Source organism: Streptomyces sp. NPDC098781 (genome assembly GCF_044759995.1).
GTDB lineage: Bacteria > Actinomycetota > Actinomycetes > Streptomycetales > Streptomycetaceae > Streptomyces.
In genome coordinates this window covers 1,166,461-1,186,744 of sequence record NZ_JBIWAK010000002.1, presented here as the reverse complement: position 1 = coordinate 1,186,744, position 20,284 = coordinate 1,166,461, and the positions used below count along the sequence as shown (strand labels likewise).

At 70.2% G+C, this 20,284-nt stretch carries 17 protein-coding genes and 2 tRNA genes; 12 read left to right on the top strand and 7 right to left on the bottom strand.

Features of this window, described 5'->3' with window-relative positions; genetic code table 11:
• Positions 1-161 precede the first annotated feature (161 nt).
• Genes ACIQWG_RS11365 through ACIQWG_RS11355 form a run of 3 tightly spaced genes read left to right on the top strand, consistent with a single transcriptional unit; the run spans position 162 to position 3,049 of the window.
• On the top strand, positions 162-1,625 hold the full coding sequence (locus tag ACIQWG_RS11365; protein WP_404093252.1) for an FGGY-family carbohydrate kinase: 1,464 nt from the start codon (positions 162-164) through the stop codon (positions 1,623-1,625).
• Complete coding sequence (locus ACIQWG_RS11360) at positions 1,622-2,257, top strand: histidine phosphatase family protein (protein ID WP_404093249.1); 636 nt, start codon at positions 1,622-1,624, stop codon at positions 2,255-2,257. The genes ACIQWG_RS11365 and ACIQWG_RS11360 overlap by 4 nt, the downstream gene beginning before the upstream one ends.
• Positions 2,258-2,269: 12 nt before the next feature.
• On the top strand, positions 2,270-3,049 hold the full coding sequence (locus tag ACIQWG_RS11355; RefSeq protein ID WP_404093246.1) for an SAM-dependent methyltransferase: 780 nt from the start codon (positions 2,270-2,272) through the stop codon (positions 3,047-3,049).
• A gap of 123 nt (positions 3,050-3,172) precedes the next feature.
• Here the strand turns inward: ACIQWG_RS11355 and ACIQWG_RS11350 are convergent, their stop codons facing one another.
• Positions 3,173-3,814, bottom strand: a complete 642-nt coding sequence (locus ACIQWG_RS11350; RefSeq protein WP_404093244.1) for a superoxide dismutase — start codon at positions 3,812-3,814, stop codon at positions 3,173-3,175.
• Between the two features lie 124 nt (positions 3,815-3,938).
• Positions 3,939-5,333 (bottom strand): amino acid permease, encoded by a 1,395-nt coding sequence (locus ACIQWG_RS11345; RefSeq protein ID WP_404093242.1) that lies wholly within the window; start codon positions 5,331-5,333, stop codon positions 3,939-3,941.
• 309 nt (positions 5,334-5,642) lie between these two features.
• Between ACIQWG_RS11345 and ACIQWG_RS11340 the strand changes: the two genes are divergently transcribed.
• The gene (locus tag ACIQWG_RS11340) at positions 5,643-6,224 is read left to right on the top strand and encodes a biotin transporter BioY (RefSeq protein ID WP_404093239.1); all 582 of its coding nucleotides are present in this window, start codon (positions 5,643-5,645) and stop codon (positions 6,222-6,224) included.
• A gap of 89 nt (positions 6,225-6,313) precedes the next feature.
• On the opposite strand, the gene ACIQWG_RS11335 is transcribed toward ACIQWG_RS11340, so the two are convergent.
• Entirely contained in the window at positions 6,314-7,039 is a 726-nt protein-coding gene (locus ACIQWG_RS11335) for a hypothetical protein (protein WP_404093237.1), read from the bottom strand.
• Between the two features lie 241 nt (positions 7,040-7,280).
• Between ACIQWG_RS11335 and ACIQWG_RS11330 the strand changes: the two genes are divergently transcribed.
• Positions 7,281-9,383 (top strand): protein kinase, encoded by a 2,103-nt coding sequence (locus tag ACIQWG_RS11330; protein ID WP_404093577.1) that lies wholly within the window; start codon positions 7,281-7,283, stop codon positions 9,381-9,383.
• A gap of 108 nt (positions 9,384-9,491) precedes the next feature.
• On the opposite strand, the gene ACIQWG_RS11325 is transcribed toward ACIQWG_RS11330, so the two are convergent.
• Positions 9,492-10,958, bottom strand: coding sequence for an amino acid permease (locus ACIQWG_RS11325; protein WP_404093235.1), 1,467 nt, complete (start codon positions 10,956-10,958; stop codon positions 9,492-9,494).
• A gap of 217 nt (positions 10,959-11,175) precedes the next feature.
• Here ACIQWG_RS11325 and ACIQWG_RS11320 point away from each other — a divergent pair, with 217 nt between their 5' ends.
• A complete protein-coding gene (locus ACIQWG_RS11320; protein WP_404093232.1) occupies positions 11,176-11,661 on the top strand; it encodes a ribose-5-phosphate isomerase in 486 nt (161 codons plus the stop codon).
• A 98-nt stretch (positions 11,662-11,759) separates the two neighbouring features.
• Complete coding sequence (locus ACIQWG_RS11315; RefSeq protein WP_404093230.1) at positions 11,760-12,569, top strand: Fpg/Nei family DNA glycosylase; 810 nt, start codon at positions 11,760-11,762, stop codon at positions 12,567-12,569.
• A gap of 19 nt (positions 12,570-12,588) precedes the next feature.
• On the opposite strand, the gene ACIQWG_RS11310 is transcribed toward ACIQWG_RS11315, so the two are convergent.
• The gene (locus tag ACIQWG_RS11310; RefSeq protein ID WP_404093227.1) at positions 12,589-13,845 is read right to left on the bottom strand and encodes a GNAT family N-acetyltransferase; all 1,257 of its coding nucleotides are present in this window, start codon (positions 13,843-13,845) and stop codon (positions 12,589-12,591) included.
• A 162-nt stretch (positions 13,846-14,007) separates the two neighbouring features.
• On the opposite strand from ACIQWG_RS11310, the gene ACIQWG_RS11305 reads away from it, so the two are divergent.
• Positions 14,008-15,186 (top strand): PP2C family protein-serine/threonine phosphatase, encoded by a 1,179-nt coding sequence (locus ACIQWG_RS11305; RefSeq protein WP_404093225.1) that lies wholly within the window; start codon positions 14,008-14,010, stop codon positions 15,184-15,186.
• A 73-nt stretch (positions 15,187-15,259) separates the two neighbouring features.
• Positions 15,260-15,730 (top strand): HD domain-containing protein, encoded by a 471-nt coding sequence (locus tag ACIQWG_RS11300; RefSeq protein WP_404093223.1) that lies wholly within the window; start codon positions 15,260-15,262, stop codon positions 15,728-15,730.
• 13 nt (positions 15,731-15,743) lie between these two features.
• On the opposite strand, the gene ACIQWG_RS11295 is transcribed toward ACIQWG_RS11300, so the two are convergent.
• Positions 15,744-16,946 (bottom strand): acyltransferase family protein, encoded by a 1,203-nt coding sequence (locus tag ACIQWG_RS11295; RefSeq protein WP_404093221.1) that lies wholly within the window; start codon positions 16,944-16,946, stop codon positions 15,744-15,746.
• Between the two features lie 540 nt (positions 16,947-17,486).
• Between ACIQWG_RS11295 and ACIQWG_RS11290 the strand changes: the two genes are divergently transcribed.
• Positions 17,487-17,681, top strand: coding sequence for a hypothetical protein (locus ACIQWG_RS11290; RefSeq protein WP_030044846.1), 195 nt, complete (start codon positions 17,487-17,489; stop codon positions 17,679-17,681).
• A 548-nt stretch (positions 17,682-18,229) separates the two neighbouring features.
• On the opposite strand, the gene ACIQWG_RS11285 is transcribed toward ACIQWG_RS11290, so the two are convergent.
• A tRNA-Gly gene (locus tag ACIQWG_RS11285) sits at positions 18,230-18,300 on the bottom strand.
• 131 nt (positions 18,301-18,431) lie between these two features.
• On the opposite strand from ACIQWG_RS11285, the gene ACIQWG_RS11280 reads away from it, so the two are divergent.
• A tRNA-Pro gene (locus tag ACIQWG_RS11280) sits at positions 18,432-18,508 on the top strand.
• 219 nt (positions 18,509-18,727) lie between these two features.
• Positions 18,728-20,122, top strand: a complete 1,395-nt coding sequence (tig, locus tag ACIQWG_RS11275; protein WP_404093218.1) for a trigger factor — start codon at positions 18,728-18,730, stop codon at positions 20,120-20,122.
• Positions 20,123-20,284: the final 162 nt, after the last annotated feature.

Here is a 20,284-nt window from a genome sequence, read left to right as displayed (position 1 = left end):
TCCACGTGGGGTTGGGTCATCCGGGTGTTGCTCGGTTAACACGGCGAGTCGACTCGTTAACAGAGGGTGGAACGGCGGAAGTTGGGCGTCAATCCCTCGCGCAGAGGAAAATCTCAGGGCAGAGTGTGAAGTTAACGGATCCAGATGTGCGGGAGGTCCGGATGGCAGCGGATGAGCACGAGGCCTGGCTCGGCGTCGACCTGGGTACCCAGAGCGTCCGGGCCCTGCTGGTCACCGGGGACGGCACCGTCCTCGGCAGCGGCTCGGCCCCGCTCGGCGGGCGGCGCGACGGGGTGCGGCACGAGCAGGAGCCGGGCCAGTGGTGGGAGGCGCTGTGCGCGGCGTCCCGGAACGCGCTCGCCTCCTCGCGGGGCGTGCGCGTCGGCGGCCTCGCGGTGTGCGGGACGTCCGGGACCGTGCTGCTGACGGACGGGGCGGGACGGCCGATGAGCCCCGCACTCATGTACGACGACGGGCGCGCGACCGCGGAGGGGGCGCGGGCGCGGATGGCGGGACTGGGCGTGCAGGACACCTGGGCGCTGCCCAAGGCGCTGTGGCTGACCGCGACGTACGGCCACGGACGGATCACCCACCAACCGGACCTGGTCGTCTCCCTCCTCACCGGCGAACTGCCCCCGGCCGACTCCAGCCACGCCCTCAAGACCGGCTACGACCTGGAGCGGGACGCCTGGCCTGCCATGCTGCCCCGGCTGGGCCTGCCCGACACCGCGATCCCGGACGTCGTACGCCCCGGCACGCTGCTGGGCGAGGTCCGCGCGTCCGCCGCCGACGCCACCGGCATCCCCGCCGGCACCCCCGTCATCGCCGGGATGACCGACGGCTGCGCCGCCCAGATCGCCTCCGCCGCCCTGCGCCCCGGCTCCTGGAACTCGGTGCTCGGCACCACCCTGGTCCTCAAGGGCGCCTCCCCGACGCCGGTCCGGGACCCGACTGGCGTGGTCTACAACCACCGTGCGCCGGACGGGAGCTGGCTGCCCGGCGGCGCGTCCAGTGTCGGCGCCGGCGTGCTCACGGCGGCGTTCTCGGGCGCCGATCCGTCGGCCATGGACGCGCTGGCCGCCGCGTACGAGCCGTCCGGCGCGATCACCTACCCCCTGGTCTCACCCGGCGAGCGCTTCCCCTTCCTCGCGCCGGACGCCGCCGCGCTCGTGCTGGGCGAGCCGGAGTCGGACGCCGATCTGTGGGCCTCGCTGCTCCAGGGCGTCGCCTTCGCGGAACGCCTGTGCCTGGACTATCTGCACCACCTCGGCGCCCCCCTGGACGGCCCCCTCACCTTCACGGGCGGCGGCGCCCGCAGCCCGTACTGGAACCAGCTGCGCGCCGACATCCTGGGCCGCCCGGCCCGGGTGCCCCGGCAGACCGAACCCGCTCTGGGAATGGCCGCGTTGGCGGCGTTCGGCACGGGCGCGACGCGGGGCCTCGCGGAGACCGCGGAGGCCATGGTCAGCGTCCGCACGACCGTCGACCCCCGCCCCGAGCGCACCGCCCGCTTCGCCGAGCCCTACGCCCGCCTGGTCGACGAGCTGGCCGGCCGGGGCTGGCTCCCGCCCCCGGTCGCGGCGCACGCACACGCCCGTCTCGACGGGGATACTGCGGGGTCATGAGCACGAGCACCGGTACGACCCTGCTGCTGGCCCGGCACGGGCAGACGGTCTGGCACGCCGAGAACCGCTACGCCGGGATCAGCGACGTGGCCCTCACCGACACCGGCCGCGCCCAGGCCGAGGCCCTCGGACGCTGGGCCGCCGCCCACCCGCTGGACGCGATCTGGACCTCGCCGCTCTCGCGTGCCGTCGCAACCGCCGACCCCGCCTGCCGGGCGCTCGGACTCACCCCGCGGCGCGAACCCGACCTGCGTGAATGCGACTTCGGGGTGCTGGAGGGCCGTACGCTCGCGGAGTTCGCGGCCGAAAACCCGGCCGCCGCCGAGGCGTTCCGCGCGGATCCGGTGGCCCACCCGTTCCCCGGGGCGGAGGACCCCGCCGGGGCCGCCGAACGCGGTGCGGCCGCCCTGCGCCGGATCGCCGCCGCCCACCCCGGTGAGCGTGTCCTCGTCGTCGCCCACAACACCCTCTTCCGTCTGGTGCTGTGCACGCTGCTGTCGATCCCGGCCCGGGAGTACCGCAGAGTGTTCCCCCGGTTGCGCAACGCGGCGATCAGCGAACTCCTCGTGAAATCAGACGGATCCACCGCACTTCTCTCCCTCAATGTGCCCTGCGGGCCCGACCTGCCGTAGCACCATGGGCGCATGACGGAGATCGACACCTCGGTACCGCACTCGGCCAGGATCTGGAACTACTGGCTGGGCGGCAAGGACAACTACCCCGTGGACGAGGCGGCGGGCGACGCGTACACCGCCGTCTTCCCCGGCATCGTCACCATCGCGCGCAGCAGCCGCGCCTTCCTGGGCCGCAGCATCCGGTACCTGGTGGCGGAGGCGGGCCTGCGCCAGTTCCTCGACGTCGGTACCGGCCTGCCGACCGTCGACAACACCCACGAGGTCGCCCAGCGCCTCGCGCCCGAGTCGAAGATCGTCTACGTCGACAACGACCCGCTGGTCCTGGCCCACGCCCGCGCCCTGCTCACCTCGGCCCCGGAGGGGGTGACGGCGTACGAGGACCTGAGCCTGTACGAGCCGGAGAAGATCCTGGAGGCAGCCTCCCGCACCCTCGACCTCTCCCGCCCCACGGCCTTGATCCTCAGCGGTCTCCTCGGCCATGTCGCCGACTACGACCAGGCCCGCGACCTGGTCCGCCGCCTGCTGGCCGGACTGCCCTCCGGCAGCTACCTCTGCGTCAACGACGGCTCCCGCGGCACCGACCCGGACTACGAGAACGCCCAGGACGGCTACAACGAGACCGGCGCCGTCCCCTACTTCCTGCGCCCGGTCGACCGGATCGAGGCGTTCTTCGAGGGCCTGGAGCTGGTGGAGCCGGGCGTGGTCTCCGTCCCGCTGTGGCGCCCCGAGCCGTCCGGCGAGGAGCCCCGGCCGATCGGCCAGCACGGTGGCGTGGGGCGCAAGCCCTGACGCCGTCCCGGCAAGGGAGAGCCCCCGCGAGTCACGTCCTCACGGGGGCTTCCTTCTTTCCGCCTGCCGTACGTGAAGGTTGAGAAGACGATCACGAGGCAGGACGACTGATACGGCCGTCCGTCAGGGCGCGAGCAGCAGGACGTCCGCACGGGACTTGGCCGCCGTGTGACGCCGGGCCACGTCCTGCCAGTTGACGACCTGCCACATGGCCTCGATGAAGTCGACCTTCTGGTTGCGGTACTGGAGGTAGAAGGCGTGCTCCCACGCGTCGAAGACCAGGATCGGGGTGGCGCCCTGGCCGACGTTGCCCTGGTGGTCGTAGACCTGCTCGACGATCAGCCGGCCGCTCAGCGGCTCGTACGCCAGCACACCCCAGCCCGAACCCTGGGTGGTGGCCGACGCCTTGGACAGCTGCGCCTTGAAGTTGGCGAAGGAGCCGAAGGACTCGGCGATGGCGTCCGCGAGCTCGCCCACGCCGTCCTTCTCCAGCGGCTCGCCGCCGCCCTCACCCGTCATGTTGTGCCAGTAGATGGAGTGCAGGATGTGGCCGGAGAGGTGGAACGCGAGGTTCTTCTCCAGGCCGTTGATCGATCCCCACGACTCCTTGTCCCGGGCCTCCGCGAGCTGCTCCAGGGTGTCGTTCGCGCCCTTGACGTACGCCGCGTGGTGCTTGTCGTGGTGCAGCTCGATGATCTCGGGGCTGATCACCGGCGCGAGTGCGGAGTAGTCGTACGGCAGTTCCGGGAGTGTGTAGACGGGCATGAAGGTCCCCTCAGAGCTCTTGTTGCAAGTAGCTTGCAACAACAAGCTAACAGCAAAAGGCCCCCGTGCGGATCACACGGGGGCCTTCGTGCCGTCGGGGCGCGCGAGTGCTGCCGCGGAGGCGTCAGCTCCTGGCGCGCGTCCGCTGCCAGGCGTAGCCGACCAGCGCCAGGAACACCGTCATCCCGCCCGTCGAGTACAGCTGCACCCGGGTGTCCGGCTCCCGGGCCATCAGCACGAAGATCGCCGCCATCCCGGCCAGCGCCACCCAGGTCAGCACCGGGAACGCCCACATCCGCACGACCAGCTTCTCGGGCGCCTCGCGCTCCAGGCGGCTGCGCAGGCGCAGCTGGGAGACGGCGATGAAGATCCAGACGACGAGGATGACCGCGCCGATCATGTTGAGCAGCCAGGGGAAGACGTCGTCCGGCCGCCAGTAGCTGAGGACGACGCACACGAAGCCGAACACCGACGAGGCGAGTACGCCGACGCGCGGGACGCCGCCCGACACCCGGCCCAGCGCCTTCGGGCCCTGTCCGCGCTGGACCAGGGAGTAGGCGATGCGCGAGGAGCCGTAGATGTTTGCGTTCATGGCGCTCAGGAGGGCGACCAGGACCACCACGTTCATCAGCTGGCCGGCGCCGGGGATGCCCAGCTGGTCGAGGGTGGCGACGTAGGGGCCGACCTCGACGATCTCCTTGGAGTCCCAGGGGACGAGCGTGACGACGACCGCCATCGAGCCGATGTAGAAGAGGGCGATGCGCCACATGGCCGTGCGGACCGCGCTCGCCACGCCGCTGACCGGGTTCTCCGACTCGGCGGCCGCGATCGTGACCGTCTCCATGCCGCCGTAGGCGAAGACGGATGCCAGAAGGCCGATGATCAGGCCGTCGGTGCCGTTGGGGAGGAAACCGCCCTCACCGGTGAGATGCGCGGTGCCCGGCGCGTCCGTGCCCGGCAGCACGCCCGCGATGGCGAGACCGCCCAGGACCAGGAACAGCGCGATGGCGCCGACCTTCAGCGCGGCGAACCAGAACTCGAACTCGCCGAAGTTCTTCACCGCGGCCAGGTTCGCGCCGCAGAAGACGACCATGAAGAGGGCCACCCAGGCCCACTCCGGCGTCCCCGGCAGCCAGCCCGTCACGATCTTCGCGGCGCCGATGCCCTCCAGGCCGACGGCCGTGCACAGCAGCACCCAGAACGACCAGCCGGCCGTGAAGCCCGCCCAGGGGCCGATGGCACGCTCGGCATGCGCGGAGAAGGAACCGGAGGACGGATACGCGGCCGACATCTCGCCGAGCATCCGCATCACCAGCATCACGAGGAGGCCGGAGACGACGTAGGCGATGACGATCGAGGGACCGGCGGCGGCGATACCGGCTCCGGACCCGACGAACAGGCCCGCTCCGATCACACCACCGAGGGCGATCATCGACAGATGGCGCTGCTTGAGGCCGTGGTTCAGGCCGGGGGAGACGTCGTCCGCCCGAGCGGGCGTCTCCGTGGTGCTGTTCTGCATGGGCGCGGCTCGTCCAATGCGTGAGAGGGCAAAAAACGCCCACAGTCTCGTCGGGCTCCCCGCTCACCCGAAGAGCATGTCCACTATCCGGACACCTTCCGTACCCTCCGTGACCGCCGGATGGCACGTGAGTGAGACCTCCCCGTCCCCGTGACGGGCGTCACCCGACGTCAGGTGTAACCCGCGGTCTTTGTACGGAGCACACCAAGCGCGCGATCCCGCCTTTGTCGACCACTGACGGTGAGCGCGCCGCACACGCTGGGATAGCGTCACACCGTCCCGTACCGCCCTCACTCCAGCGGAGTCCCCATGAGCACCGCAGCCGTCGCCCCCGCTCGCACCGGACAGGTCCTCGCCGACCTGCTCCCCGCTTCCCGCGTCCGCGACATCGCGCTCGTCGTCGGCGGTGCCGCGTTCACCGGCCTCGCGGCCCAGATCGCCGTGCCCGTGCCGGGCTCCCCGGTGCCGGTGACCGGCCAGACGCTCGCCGTGCTCCTGGTGGGCACGGCCCTCGGTGCCGGGCGCGGCTTCCTCTCGCTCGCGCTGTACGCGCTGGCGGGTATCGCGGGCGTGCCGTGGTTCGCGGACGGCACCTCCGGCGCCGCGGCCCCCTCCTTCGGCTACATCCTCGGCATGATCCTCGCCTCGACGGTCGTCGGCGCCCTGGCCCGCCGCGGTGCCGACCGCACCGTGCTGCGCACGGCGGGCGCGATGCTGCTCGGCGAGGCGATCATCTACGCCGTCGGCGTCCCCTACCTGGCCCTCGCCACCGGCATGTCCGCGTCCGCCGCCATCGCGGCCGGCCTCACCCCGTTCCTGATCGGCGACGCCCTGAAGGCGGCGCTGGCGATGGGCGCGCTGCCCACCGCGTGGAAGCTGCTCGACCGCTGACGGTTCGGTAACCGTGGAAGAGGCTCGCCGGGTCGCGCTGCGACCTCGCCCCGGCGAGCCTCTTCGCTGTCTCCTCAGCCGGGTGTCGCTCAGCCCTCCTGCGCTCGGCGCGGCCGCAGCTGCGACCACCACAGCCCGGCCCCGCCCAGCGCGATCAGCGCCGCGCCGGCCGCGCCCAGCGGCAGGACGTCACGGCCGAGTCCGGTCTTGGGCAGCTCGTCCGCGCCCGGTGCGACCGGCTTGTTGTCCGTACCGAGCAGCAGCGGGGTGGCCGGGGCGTCGGGCGACGGGTTCGTCGTACCGAACGGCACCGGGCCCTGCTGCCAGTACGTCTTCTTGCCGTCGTCCGTCTGGACGGGGAGGCAGATCTGGCCGGTCTTGCTCAGGTCGTACGTCGCGTCGACGGCGTACGACTTCGACTCACCGGCCGGGAGATTGTCGACGGGACAGGCGAAACCGCTGTTCGAACCCTCCGGCAGATCACCTTCCGGAATGGCCGCGCAGCCTTCGACATTCTTGACGGTCAGGCCGTCGAAACCGACGACCAAAAGCCTGATCTTTCCGCTGTCCTCGGTCCCTTCGTTCTTCACCGTGGCGGTGATGTCCGTTTCCTGCGAACTGTTGTTCACGGAGATTTTCTCGGGCAGCGCAGTGGTCAGCTTCACCCCTGCCGGCGCCTCGTCGATGACCTTTCCCCCCTTGCTGCTGCCAGGGCCCTGGTCATCGGCCCAGGCAGTGCTGGAAAGGATCAGCACTGCCGAGAAAGATGCCGCTACCAGCGATCCCGCGATGTTCGTCGTCCGACGAGAACTCATGTTCGTCCCCCTTGCCTGCGCCTGAATTCGCAGTACTTGAAGAGCTACCACAAGATTTCTCCGCACTATGCTGGTACGGCACGAAGTGTGACCATTGTGTTTCAATGGCGGATGTCCGATGCGGCATCGAGGGGGGTGCAGTGGATTGCCGGGGAATATGGGGAATACGAGGAGCGGCGGGGTTCCAGGTTTACTGGTGACGGGGCGCTACCGATTGGTCGAGAGTATCGGCCAGGGGGGAATGGGGCGGGTGTGGCGAGCGGTCGACGAAATACTCGACCGGCTGGTCGCCGTCAAGGAAATGCGCATAGACGGCCTAGACCCCGAGGACACACGCACACGCCGTGAACGCACCCTGCGCGAGGCGCGGGCGACGGCGCGGATCGACCACCCCAACGTCGTACGGGTCTACGACGTGGTCGACGAAGGTGAACGCCTGTGGATCGTCATGGAGTTGGTGGCCGGCCGCTCCCTGGAACGGATCATGGCGGAGGAGGGCCCGCTGGGGCCGTGCGAGACGGCCCGGATCGGGGTGGGCCTGGTGGCGGCACTGCGGCAGGTCCACGACCGCGGGGTGCTCCACCGGGACATCAAGCCGGGCAACGTGCTGGTGGAGGCGGAAGTGGCGCGCGGGCGCGGGCGCGTGGTCCTCACGGACTTCGGTATCGCCGCGATCCAGGACGCCAAAGCCCTCACCATGGTGGGCATGCTGGTCGGCTCACCCGACTACATGGCCCCCGAGCGGATCTCCGGCCGCCCGCAGGGCCCGCCGTCCGACATCTGGTCCCTGGGCGCGACCCTGAGCGCCGCCCTCGCCGGCCGCTCCCCGTTCTCCCGTGACACGACCCTGGCGACCCTGCACGCGGTCCTCTACGAGGAGCCCGAACTCCCGCCCACGGCAGGCCCGTTGCGGGAGATCCTCGCCGCCCTCCTGGACAAGGACCCGACCCTGCGCCCCGGCCTCGACGAACTGGAGACGGCACTTCAGACGGTCGCGTACCCGGTGCCCACGCCGACGATGCCGGTGGTGGGGGGAGGCGTGCCGGAGGCGGTGCCGCCGCCGGAACCCGAACCGGAATCGGCCCCGGAGGCCATCCCGGACCCGGACCCCGTGAGCGGCCCGGCGCCGGAACCCGACCCGCCGCCCGAGCCGGAACCCGATCCGCCAGGCCCGTCATCGCCCCCCCCGGTCCTGGTGGACGTCGCCCGTGTCCCCGCTCCGCCCGACCCCCGCCGGCCGGAGGAGATACGGGACGCGATCCCGCCACAGCACTCGCCGGCGGCCGATGACCCAGGTACCGAGGAGCCGCGAGCAGAGGACCCGCGAGCAGAGGACCCGCGAGCCGAGGAGCCGCCAACAGCTGCTCCGCGCCCCGGCGTCGAGCCCCACACCCTCGACACCCGCCGCCCCACCTCCCCGACTCCCGCCCCCACCCCTGACCCCTCTCGCCCCCTCAACCTCAACGCCTCCACAGAAGCCACCACCCCGACGTCCCGCCCGGAGGTGCACTCCGCCACCCCGGCCGGCAACTCCACCGGCCCGACGCCCCACCGCCCCGGCGTCTCCCTGTCCCGCGCGCAAGCGGTGACCGAGCGCCGGCCGGCCCCCGCCCCCGCCCCGGGCTCGGGACACGCACCGGGCGCCGGGTCCCGGGAGAGCGGCGGCATGCCGCCCGGCGAACTCCTCGGTCCGGCGGTTCCGGCGCACCCCCGGCCCCGGCGCGGACATCGTCGTACGGCGATCGTCGCCGCCGTCGGGGTCGCGGCAGCCGGGGCGGTCGTGGCGGTGGTGCTGGCGAGCGACTTCGGGGGGCCGAAGGACGAGGGCCGGGCGGGTTCGTCGCCGTCGGCCTCGTCGGCCGTGTCCTCTCCGGGTGCGTCCCCGTCGTCCACGGTCGAGGGCACGTCGAGGCCGCAGAGCCTGCCGCCGGACGCGCGCCGGGAGGCGGGCGGGTTCGCGTGGGCGCCGCCCGAGGGCTGGCGGCGGGACGTCCAGACCGGGTCGGAGGTGCACTACACCTCGCCGGACGCCGCACAGGAACTCGCCGCCAAGTCGTCCCTGGCCCGCGACGACCTGATGGACTCCTGGCAGAAGTCCGAGCAGAACGCCCAGCAGGGCAAGGACTACGTCAAGATCCGCCTGGAGCGCACCACCTTCCGCGGCCACCCGGCAGTGGTGTGGGAGTACACCTTCACCCTGAACGGCGACCCCTGGCACGCCCAGCTGCTCGGCTTCACCGTGGACGGCAGGACGTACCAGATCAACACGTGGTACCGCCCGGCCGTCGAGGCGCAGGCCCTGAAGACCTACGAGAAGGTGAGGGACGGCTTCACGGTGCTGTGACCGGAGAGAAGCCGGGCGACCCCAAGACGAAGGGGTGGTGGGTGCGCACCGCACCCACCACCCCTTGCCGGCTGACCGTTGACGGCAGCCTACGAGTCGACGGCGGCCTCAGCCGGTCTTGACCTCGTCGCGGGCCGGGTCCGAGGCGGCGGCCTCGACGCTCACCGCACGCCCGCGGCCGACCTTCTGCTTCACGAACGCCGTCACCAGGACCAGAGCGGCCACGAGGAGCGACAGCAGCACGGTCTTGCGTCCGTCGTGCTCGGTGTCGGTCAGCATGTAGCCGAGGACGAAGACGATCAGCGCGGCTGTCGCCCAGGTCAGATACGGGTACAGCCACATCTTCACGACCAGCTTCTCCGGCGCCTCGGCCTGGATGATCTTGCGCATGCGCAGCTGCGAGAAGCAGATCACCAGCCAGACGAACAGCGCGACCGCACCGGAGGAGTTGACGAGGAAGAGGAAGACGGAGTCCGGGAACTTGTAGTTGAAGAACACGGCCACGAAGCCGAACGCGACGGACACGAGGATCGCGGTGCGCGGCACGCCGTTGCCGGTCGTGCGGGCGAAGCCCTTGGGCGCGTCCCCACGCTGGCCGAGCGAGAAGGCCATGCGGGAGGCGGTGTAGAGGCCGGAGTTGAGACAGGACAGCACCGAGGTCAGCACGATGAAGTTCATGATCTGACCGGCGTGCGGGATGCCGAGCGAGTCGAGCGCGGCGACGTAGGAACCGTCCTCGGCGATCGACTTGCTGTCCCAGGGGAGCAGGGTGACCACGACGAAGATCGAGCCGAGGTAGAAGACGGCGACGCGCCAGATGATGCTGTTGGTCGCCTTGGTGACGGCGCGCTGCGGGTTCTCGGACTCACCGGCGGCGAGGGTGGCGATCTCGCTTCCCATGAAGGAGAAGACGACCAGCAGCACACCGGTGAGGATCGCGCCCGCTCCGTGCGGAAGGAACCCGCCGTGGTCGGTCAGATTCGCCAGTCCGGCCTGGTCGCTGTCGACGCCCGGCAGCACCCCGAACACGGCCAGCCCGCCGACCACGATGAACGCGGCGATGGCGACGACCTTGATCCCGGCGAACCAGAACTCGAACTCGCCGTACGACCCGACGGACACCAGGTTGGTGGCGGTCAGCACGACCATCACGATCAGGGCCCAGCCCCACTGCGGGACGGCCGGCATCCAGCCCTCCAGGATCACCGCACCGGCGGTCGCCTCGACCGCCAGCACCACCACCCAGAAGAACCAGTACAGCCAGCCGATGGAGAACCCTGCCCAGCTGCCGAGGGCTCGGTCGGCGTGGGCGGAGAACGAACCGGAGGTCGGGTTGGCCGCCGACATCTCACCCAGCATCCGCATCACCAGCACCACGAGCGTGCCGACGAGGGCGTAGGAGAGGAGGATGCCGGGTCCTGCGGTGGCGATACCGGAACTGGACCCGACGAAGAGCCCGGCACCGATGACGCCACCGATGGCGATCATGGACAGATGGCGGTTCTTGAGGCCGGCCTGTAGGCCGTGGCCGCCGGCGGCCGGTTGGGCCGTCTTCTGGGTCGGCTGCGAAGTCATGGAACGGATTTCCTTTGCGCCGTGGGAGCGGTCCTCGTACGAGCGGATTCGTGGGGGGTGTACGAGTCGGACCAGTGAATCGGAGGAGAACGGATTCGGGAACCTTTGATTCGGGATTGTTACTTGAGGTTTTCTTGAGCTTCTATAGTGAACGTCACAATTGACGTGATCGACACCCGACGCTGCTGCCCCGAAACCGCCGTGTCACACTCGTTCCATGCGCGTGTATCTCGGCTCGGACCATGCGGGCTTCGAACTCAAGAACCACCTCGTCGAGTGGCTCAAGGCGGCCGGTCACGACCCGGTCGACTGCGGTCCCCACATCTACGACGCCCAGGACGACTACCCGCCCTTCTGCCTCCGCGCGGCGGAGCGGACGGCCGCGGACGCCGACTCCCTCGGCATCGTGATCGGCGGTTCGGGCAACGGTGAGCAGATCGCCGCGAACAAGGTCAAGGGCGTCCGCGCGGCGCTCGCCTGGAGCGAGGAGACGGCGTCGCTGGGCCGCCAGCACAACGACGCCAACGTCGTCGCGGTGGGTGCGCGCATGCACACCACGGAAGAGGCGACCAAGTTCGTCGAGACCTTCCTTGGCACCCCGTTCTCGGGTGACGAGCGCCATATCCGCCGCATCGACATGCTGGCGTCCTACGAGACGACGGGCGACCTCCCGCCGATCCCGCCGCACCACCCGCAGCAGTAGCGAAGGTCATAGAGCTCAGAAGGACGGGACGGGTAGGGGCGGCGGGGGCGAAATCCCCTGCTCGCCCACACCCGCCCGCGCACGAAGAAGGAGCCACCGTGCCCGAGGGCCACACCATTCACCGGCTGGCCCAGGACTACGCCACCGCCTTCCTCGGCACCACACCCCAGGTCACCAGCCCCCAGGGCAAGTTCTCGGACGCCGCGGCACTCCTCGACGGCTCGGAGCTCACCCACACCGAGGCTCACGGCAAGCACCTCTTCCTCGCCTTCCGGGCCAGCGACTGGGTCCATATCCACCTCGGTCTCTTCGGCAAGGTCAACTTCGGCCCCACGCCCGCACCCCCGCCGACGGACACCGTCCGCCTGCGCCTCGCCGACGCCACCTCGTACGTGGACCTCCGCGGCCCCACCACCTGCGCCCTGATCACCCACGCCGAGAAGCAGGCGATACACGACCGCCTGGGCCCCGACCCCCTCCGCGACGACGCCGACCCCGGTGCCGCGTACCAGAGGGTCCGCCGCAGCCGTACGACCATCGCCGCCCTGCTCATGGACCAGAAGGTCATCGCGGGCGTCGGAAACGTCTACCGCGCCGAGGTCCTCTTCCGGCACCGCATCGACCCGTACCGCGCCGGCCGGGACATCACCCCCGCCGAGTGGGACGCCATCTGGACGGATCTCGTGGAGCTGATGCACGAGGGCGTCCGCAACAACCGCATCGACACCGTCCGCCCCGAGCACACCCCTGAGGCGATGGGCCGCCCGCCCCGCGTCGACGACCACGGCGGCGAGGTCTACGTCTACCGAAGGGCCCCCCTGCCCTGCCACATCTGCGGCAGCGAGATCCGCACCGCCGGCCTCGCCGCCCGCAACCTCTTCTGGTGCCCGAACTGCCAGCAGCCGTGAGCCAGTCGAGCGGCTCCTGTCAGAAGCCGTGCGGCAACCAGGGCGCCACGGTGGACGCGAAACCCACCGACGCCTCCGCCAGCGCCCCCTGCCGCAGCTCCCGCACCCGCCCGGCCCCGCCCAGCGCCGCGAAGGTCACACCGCCGAGGTAGGCCGCGCCCAACTCCCGTACGGACAGGGCGAGATCGGCCGGGTCCGTCGTTTGCTCGCACGACGCGCCCTTGGCGTCCCCGGTCAGCCGCCAACGCCCGGTGTTCCAGGGGCAGAAGTCGTCCGTCACCTCGAACACCACATCCACCGGCGCCTGATACGTACGCGCCTCCAGCGCGGCGCCGACGTCCACCAGCCGTACGTGCAGGGAGTCCTTCACCCGGATCCCGCACCGCCGGATGTCCGAGACCTGGTGCTGCCACGCCTCGTCCACCGGCCGTGACCACACCTTCACCTTGGACGTCAGGTCGATACCGAACAGGAACCGCCACAGCGCCGCCTCCGCCGCCGGGTCCAGGGACTGGACGTCCCGCAGCAGCACGGCACCGCTGGGGCCGTTGCCGTCCCACTCCGGCTTGACACTGAAACGCGCGTATCCGACGACCTCGCCGTCCCGCTCCGCCAGCACGCACTGGAGCGGCGACGCGCCCTCCCGGTCGCTCTCCGGGTCGAGCAGTCCGATCCGCTCCCAGCCGGGCAGCCGGGCGATCATCCCCGGCCGTCCCGGCACCCGGCGCGCGTACACGGCCTCGCAGGCGTCGAGGACGTCGGCCGGCACGGCGTAGCGCAGCCGTACGTCATCGGTGCCGGGCGGCGCGGACAGCGTCACCCGCGCGGTGTCGATCTCGGCGCTCACCTGGTAGCTGCCGACGCCGTAGCCGAACCGGCCGTAGATCGCCGGCTCCGAAGCGGTCAGCACCGCCAGCGGCCGGCCCCACGCGCGCACGTCGTCCAGCTGCCGGCGCATCATCGACGTCAGGACACCGCGCCGGCGGTGTGTGGCGGCGACGCTGACCATCGTGACGCCGGCGGCGGACACGGCCGCTCCGCCGGGCACGGTGAGCCGGAAGCTGAACGTACCGGCCGTCCCCACGCAAGCCGCCCCGTCCCATACCCCGACGGACCGGTCGGCCTCGGTGAGGGCCTTCCACAACTCCCGCTCCTCGGCCGCCTCCGCGACGCCGCCGAAGGCACGGATGAGTGTCTCGTACCAGATGTCCCACTCGTCCTGGCGCAGCGTCCGCAGCTCCAGGCGGTCGGCTTCGCTCACCCTGTCTTTCACCATGAACCATGCCTACCAGCGCGATGCGGGAGGAGCGAGGGAATTTCGCATGGGCGGCGGCGGGACGCCTTTCCGTGAAGTTCACTGTGAAGTCGAACCTCGGACGGGGGACAAGTGGGACCTCCCGTGCCAAGCAGCTGGTCCGATGGATAGGGTCCCGAACTAATGGCAGCAGGACGAGAGCGGCCCACGGCGGCCGAGACGTTCATGGCCCGGTTGAGGATGCACTGGCACCGGGTCCGCGTCGGCCTGCGCAGAAGCGCCGTGGACTACTTCCGCGGCGACGGCTCGGACTGGGTCGCGCTGGCCGGCCTGCTGCTCACCGTGCCGCTGATCTGCGCGCTGACGATGGCCAACCCGGTCTGGTTCTCGCCCGCCGCGCTGGTGCTGCCCATCGTCGCGGGCGGACTGCTGCTGCGTCCGGCCAGCCTGCTGGGCCTGTACGCGGCGGCGGCGACGGCGCTGATCGTGGAGTCGGTCCAGCTGGGCCCGTACACGGAAGGTCCCTCCCGGGTCACCCCCGGCGTGGTCCTGGTCGTGGCGGCCTGCGGATTCTTCGGCCTGCTCATCGCACAGTTCCGCAGCCGCGTCGGCGTGCCCTGGCGGCGCGGCGGCACCATGCTCTTCGACCTGCGCGAACGCATCCGCGTCCAGAGCAAGCTGCCCCAGCTGCCGCACGGTTGGCATCGCGAGATGGCGCTGCGCCCGGCCGGCGGTCAGTCCTTCTCCGGCGACTTCGTGGTGGCGGCCCGCACCAACGGCGGCCGCACCCTGGAGGTCGTCCTGACGGACGTGTCCGGCAAAGGCATGGACGCGGGCTCACGGGCCTTGCTGCTGTCGGGCGCCTTCGGCGGCCTCCTGGGCAGCCTGCCCCCACACGCGTTCCTCCCGGCGGCCAACGGCTACCTCCTCCGCCAGGACTGGGACGAGGGCTTCGCGACCTCGATCCACCTGGTCCTGGACCTGGACTCGGGGGACTACGAGCTGTTCTCCGCGGGTCACCCACCGGGCCTCCAACTCAGCGCGGGCAGCGGCCGCTGGGAGGAGAAGGCCGCCGAGGGCCCCCTCCTCGGCGTGTACGACGGTGCCCAGTTCGACTCCGTCAAGGGCTCACTGCGTCCCGGCGACGTCCTGATGCTGTTCACCGACGGCCTCGTCGAGACATCCGACCGGGACATCGTCGAGGGCATAGACCGCCTCACGGGCGAGGCCGACCGCTATGTGGCCGCCGGCTTCCACGGCGCCGCCTGGCACCTCATCGAAGCGGTCGCGAAGGACGTCAACGACGACAGGGCGCTGCTGCTGATCTGCCGCGAGGGACTCATGGCCCCGGCGGCCCGCTGAGCCGGTCCTGCCGTACCGTCCGGGGTTCGAGGACGAGGCCCTTCCAGCTCCGACGGGGCGAGACACTGGACCGGTGACGAACACACCGCCGCACAGCCACCTCTCCCTCCCCGAAGTAGAGGCCGTCGCCCGCGCGGCCCACGCCCACCAGACCGACAAGGCCGGGCGCCCCTACACCGAACACCTCCTGGCCGTGGCCGAAGGCGTACGTACCCGCGGCGGCACCCCCGACCAGATCGCGGCAGCGTGGCTCCACGACGCCGTCGAGGACGACGCCCTGTCCGAACAGTGGCTGGCGGACGCGGCCCTGAGCCGCCGTACGAAAGACATCGTGCGCGCCCTCACCAAGCGCCCCGGCGAACCCCCCGAGGCCTACGCCGCCCGCATCCTCGCCACCGACGGCGCCCTCCTGGTGAAGCAGTCGGACCTCGCCCACAACTCCGACCCGGAACGCCTCGCGGTCCTCGACGAACCGACCCGGAAACGACTGACCGAGAAGTACGCACGGATGCGCGCACTTCTCGGTCTCGAACCGTCCCGATGACTCACCCGATGAGTCAGGCGTTGACCTTCTCGCGGGCGGCGGCGCCCTCGCGCTTCTGCCGCTCCCGCGCCACCTCGGCGGCGTCCTGCTTGAACGCCCACTCCATCTTCGGCTCCATCGCGAACCGGAAGAGCCGCTGCACGGGCGCGGTGCACAGCAGCGTGACCACGACGGCCGCGGCGACGCTCACGAAGATCTCGCCGAGCGGCCGGTGCAGCCAGGCCGCCTCGAACCAGCCCTGGTAGTCGCCGGCCTTCACCAGGAAGCCGTGCAGCAGGTAGCCGTACAGCGTGCCCGCGCCGAGCGCCGTGAACCACATGTGCCGGCGCGGCACCCAGGCGAAGAAGCAGGCCGTCAGCACCAGCGAGCAGCCGAACATCGCCAGCACCATCACCGGCCCGCTCCACCATGGCGCGCCCAGCTCCTGCGCGGCGTCACGGTGGTAGAACCACGCGGTGTTCATCCGCGGCACCGCCCACCAGGCGAAGGCCAGCGCGACCAGGCCGACCGGCGCGGACAGGAGCCGTACCGTGCGGGTGCGCACCATGTGGAAGTGCTCGGGCTTCATGATCAGGCCGAGTACGAAGTACGGCAGGAACTGGAGGACCCGCTGGAGGTCCAGGTCGTCGCCGATCTCCGGGGTGACCGTCGCCGCCATGGCGAGGCCGAGCGCGATCGGCAGCGGCCAGCGCACCATCTTCCAGATGGGGGTGGTCATCCGCCAGATGAACAGCGCGCACAGGAACCAGGTCAGGTACCACGGGTCCAGGAGGCTGATGTCCTGGCCGGGGTCCTCGTCGATCCACCGCTTGAAGAGCGGATAGGCCGTCTCGAAGACGACGTACGGCACCGCGACACCGGTGATCAGGCGCTTCATCCGGCTGGGGCTCGCGTCGAAACTGCGCGAGAAGAAGCCGGAGATGATGATGAACGCCGGCATGTGGAAGGTGTACACGACGGTGTACACGGCCTCCAGGATGCGGCTGTCGCCCTTGAGCGGCTCCCAGGCGTGGCCTATGGCGACGAGCACGATCGCCAGGTACTTGGCGTTGTCGAAGAACGCGTCGCGCTGCTTGGCACCGCCGGACGCGGCTCTGGCGTCGCCCTGAGCCTTCTTGTTCAGCGGTGAGCGCGGACTGGGCACTCCGTCCGCCGACTGCTGTGTCGGGGGGAGCGGCGCTCTGTTGTTGCCGTGCGGTCGCAGCGAGTCCGTCACAGACCCTCCCGTCGGATGGCGGGGGAGTAGGTCCAGGACCTTGCTGCGTATGCGGGGGACGAGGCAGCGTGGAACATCTGAGGCACCCTAGCGTCGCCTGTGGGATTTCGTAAAACCCCCGAGGTCATTAGTGGTTATTGCACGGGACGCCGTGCGTACAACGAACATGCACCTGGCGGACACCCGTTGGTCACCCTCATTGTCCGGATTCATCCTGACTAAGTACCGCATATGGCAAGGAGGTGACGCCGATGAAATGATCACCGTGCCGTGAATTCGAAATACTGGCGAACATGTTGTGTGGCAACGGCAACGATCTCTTCGAATTCTCCGTACGAGCATCTCCTCGAAATGCCGTACGGGCGCGACCCGGGAGGTCGGTGCGCGCCAGGGGGCCGCACAGATCCGGCACAGGTGTGGCGAACGAAACGTCACGCGCCGCATAGCGGGGCCCGGTTGGTGGCACGATGGTTCTGGCGGGGGTGCGCGGGGTCGCGTCCCCGGGCCGGGAGAGCGGACCGACCGAGGGTGTGATCTGTTGTGGCCATTTCGCTGTCAGTGGTACTGCTGTTGGCGATCATCTTGGTGGTGTTGATCCGTGGCGGATCCCTGAAGGCCGGCCCCGCCGTCGTCGCCGTGCTGTTCGGCTTCTTCCTGGCCTCGACAGGCATGGCCGACGACATCCAGAGGTTCCTCAACTCGATAGCCGAGACCATCAACTCGATCCAGTTCTAGGTCCGCGGGCGGCCCGGAAGAGTACGGATACCCTCGTTCGCGCTCGCCGAACGTCATGGAACGGCGATGCGGACGGGGGAGTACGGGATGCCGTCGCCCCATTCGCGGCACCACCGCGCCTTGGAACTCGACGGCACCCCGTCCGAGTTGCCCCCTTTTACCCAGCTCCGCCTGGAAGGCACCCCAAGCCCCGCCCCGCACCTGACGAGTTGCTGCACCGCCTGCTGCGCGCCGACGAGCCCCCGAGCCGGAGGCCACCCCCGCCTCTTCCTCGCTCCGTCGCACTGACCGCCCGGATCGCCACCGACGTACCCCCTCGGCGCTGCGCGGCCGCCACACCCTGACCTGATCAACGCCGGCGCACCTCGTGACGACCGTACGGCTCCCCGAGGCCTCCCATGGTCGGGACGGTCCCCGGTGCCCCGCACCGCATCCGCTGCGCCCGCACAGCCGAACCACGCCCCCTGGGCTCCGCCGCTCGGCTACCCCCGGAAACGATCAGGGCCAGGTCGAGGGGAAACCCTCTGACCTGGCCCTGAGTCGTACAGAGCGGGCGACGGGAATCGAACCCGCGTAGCTAGTTTGGAAGACTAGGGCTCTACCATTGAGCTACGCCCGCACAGGACGCGCCGCAGGTCAGCTGACCGCGGCACAGGATGCATCGTAGCGGGTCGGCCCCCCTCCCCGCACACCCCGTAAATGCGGCGGCCCCGCTGCCTGCGGGCATGTACTCTACGTGTCGCACCAGCACGGGGTGTGGCGCAGCTTGGTAGCGCGTCCGCTTTGGGAGCGGAAGGCCGTGGGTTCAAATCCCGCCACCCCGACCAGGACCGGTGAGCACCGGCCACATGCGTGGCGACCTCGTGTGATCGCTTCCCGTGATCCCTTTGGGGGCGTGTCGCCGCTGCCGTTACTATGCAAGCTGCACGCCCGTGTGTCTCTCTGTACGAAACGTACGAAGTCACGAAATCCCTCCGGGCGGCGAATCCGCCGGACCAGTCTGGCTCCGGCAGAATCCAAGAAGTCAGCCACAAGGAGACCGAACCGTGAAGAGCGCCGTGGAGACCCTGAACCCGACCCGGGTTCGGCTCACTGTCGAGGTGCCCTTCGAGGAGCTCAAGGACAGCCTCGACGCGGCGTACAAGAAGATCAACCAGCAGGTCACGGTGAAGGGCTTCCGCAAGGGCAAGATCCCGGCCCGCGTCATCGACCAGCGGTTCGGCCGTGGCGCCGTGCTGGAGGAGGCCGTCAACGACGCGCTGCCGAAGTTCTACACCGAGGCGGTCAACGAGGCCGAGCTCAACGTCCTGGGCCAGCCCGAGGTCGACATCACCGAGCTGAAGGACGGCGAGACGCTGAACTTCACCGCCGAGGTCGACATCCGCCCGGCCATCGAGATCCCGGACTACGCCGGCATCGAGGTCGAGGTCGACGCCGTCGAGGTCAGCGACGAGGACGTCGAGAAGGCCGTCTCCGACCTGCGTGAGCGCTTCGCGTCCACCTCCCCGGTCGAGCGTGCCGCCGAGGACGGCGACGTCGTCACCATCGACCTGGAGGCCAAGGTCGAGGGCGAGGTCCTGGAGGACGGCGTCGCGAGCGGCGTCTCCTACACCATCGGCTCCGGCGAGCTGCTGGACGGCATCGACGACGCCGTGAAGGGCCTGGAGGCCGGTGGCGAGGCCACCTTCACCTCCGAGCTCAAGGGCGGCTCGGCGGCCGGCAAGGAGGCCGAGGTCACCGTCAAGGTCACCCAGGTCGCCGCGCGCGAACTGCCCGAGCTGGACGACGAGTTCGCGCAGCTCGCCTCCGAGTTCGACACCCTCGACGAGCTCAAGGCCGACAGCCGCAAGCGCCTCGAGAACATGAAGCAGTACGACCAGGCCACGCAGGCCCAGGAGCGCGTCCTGGAGAAGCTGCTGGAGCTGGTCGAGGTGCCCGTCCCCGAGAAGCTGCTCGAGGACGAGATCAACACCCGTAAGCACAACCTCGAGCACCACCAGCTCGGCCAGATGGGCCTCGACCTCGAGAAGTACCTCGAGATCCAGGGCAAGACGGTCGAGGAGTTCGACGCCGAGACCAAGGAAGCCGCGGTCAAGGGCATCAAGACGCAGTTCGTCCTCGACGAGCTCGTCAAGCAGGAGAAGCTGAACGTCAACCAGGAGGAGCTCACCGAGCACCTCATGCGTCGCGCCGCCTCCTCCGGCATGTCCCCCGACCAGTTCGCCCAGGCGGTCGTCGAGGGCGGCCAGGTTCCGCTCCTGGTCGGCGAGGTCGCCCGCGGCAAGGCCCTGGCCGTCGTGGTCGAGAAGGCCGTGGTCAAGGACACCAACGGCGAGGTCGTCGACCTGGACGACGAGGACGAGACCGAGCAGGCCACGGAGACGGTGGAGGCCGCCGAGGGCACCGCCGACGAGGCCGCCGAGGAGAAGACCGAGGGCTGAGCCCACGGCACCGCACAGCCCGTCGGAAGGGCCCTGGGGACACACAATCCCCGGGGCCCTTCTTCCGTACGGCAGGGCAGCGCCGGTAAGGGGCGCGGGGCGGTATTCGAAACGCGGCTCCGCCGCGTGGGCGCGACCAGCCACGCTCAGACCCGCAGCCGC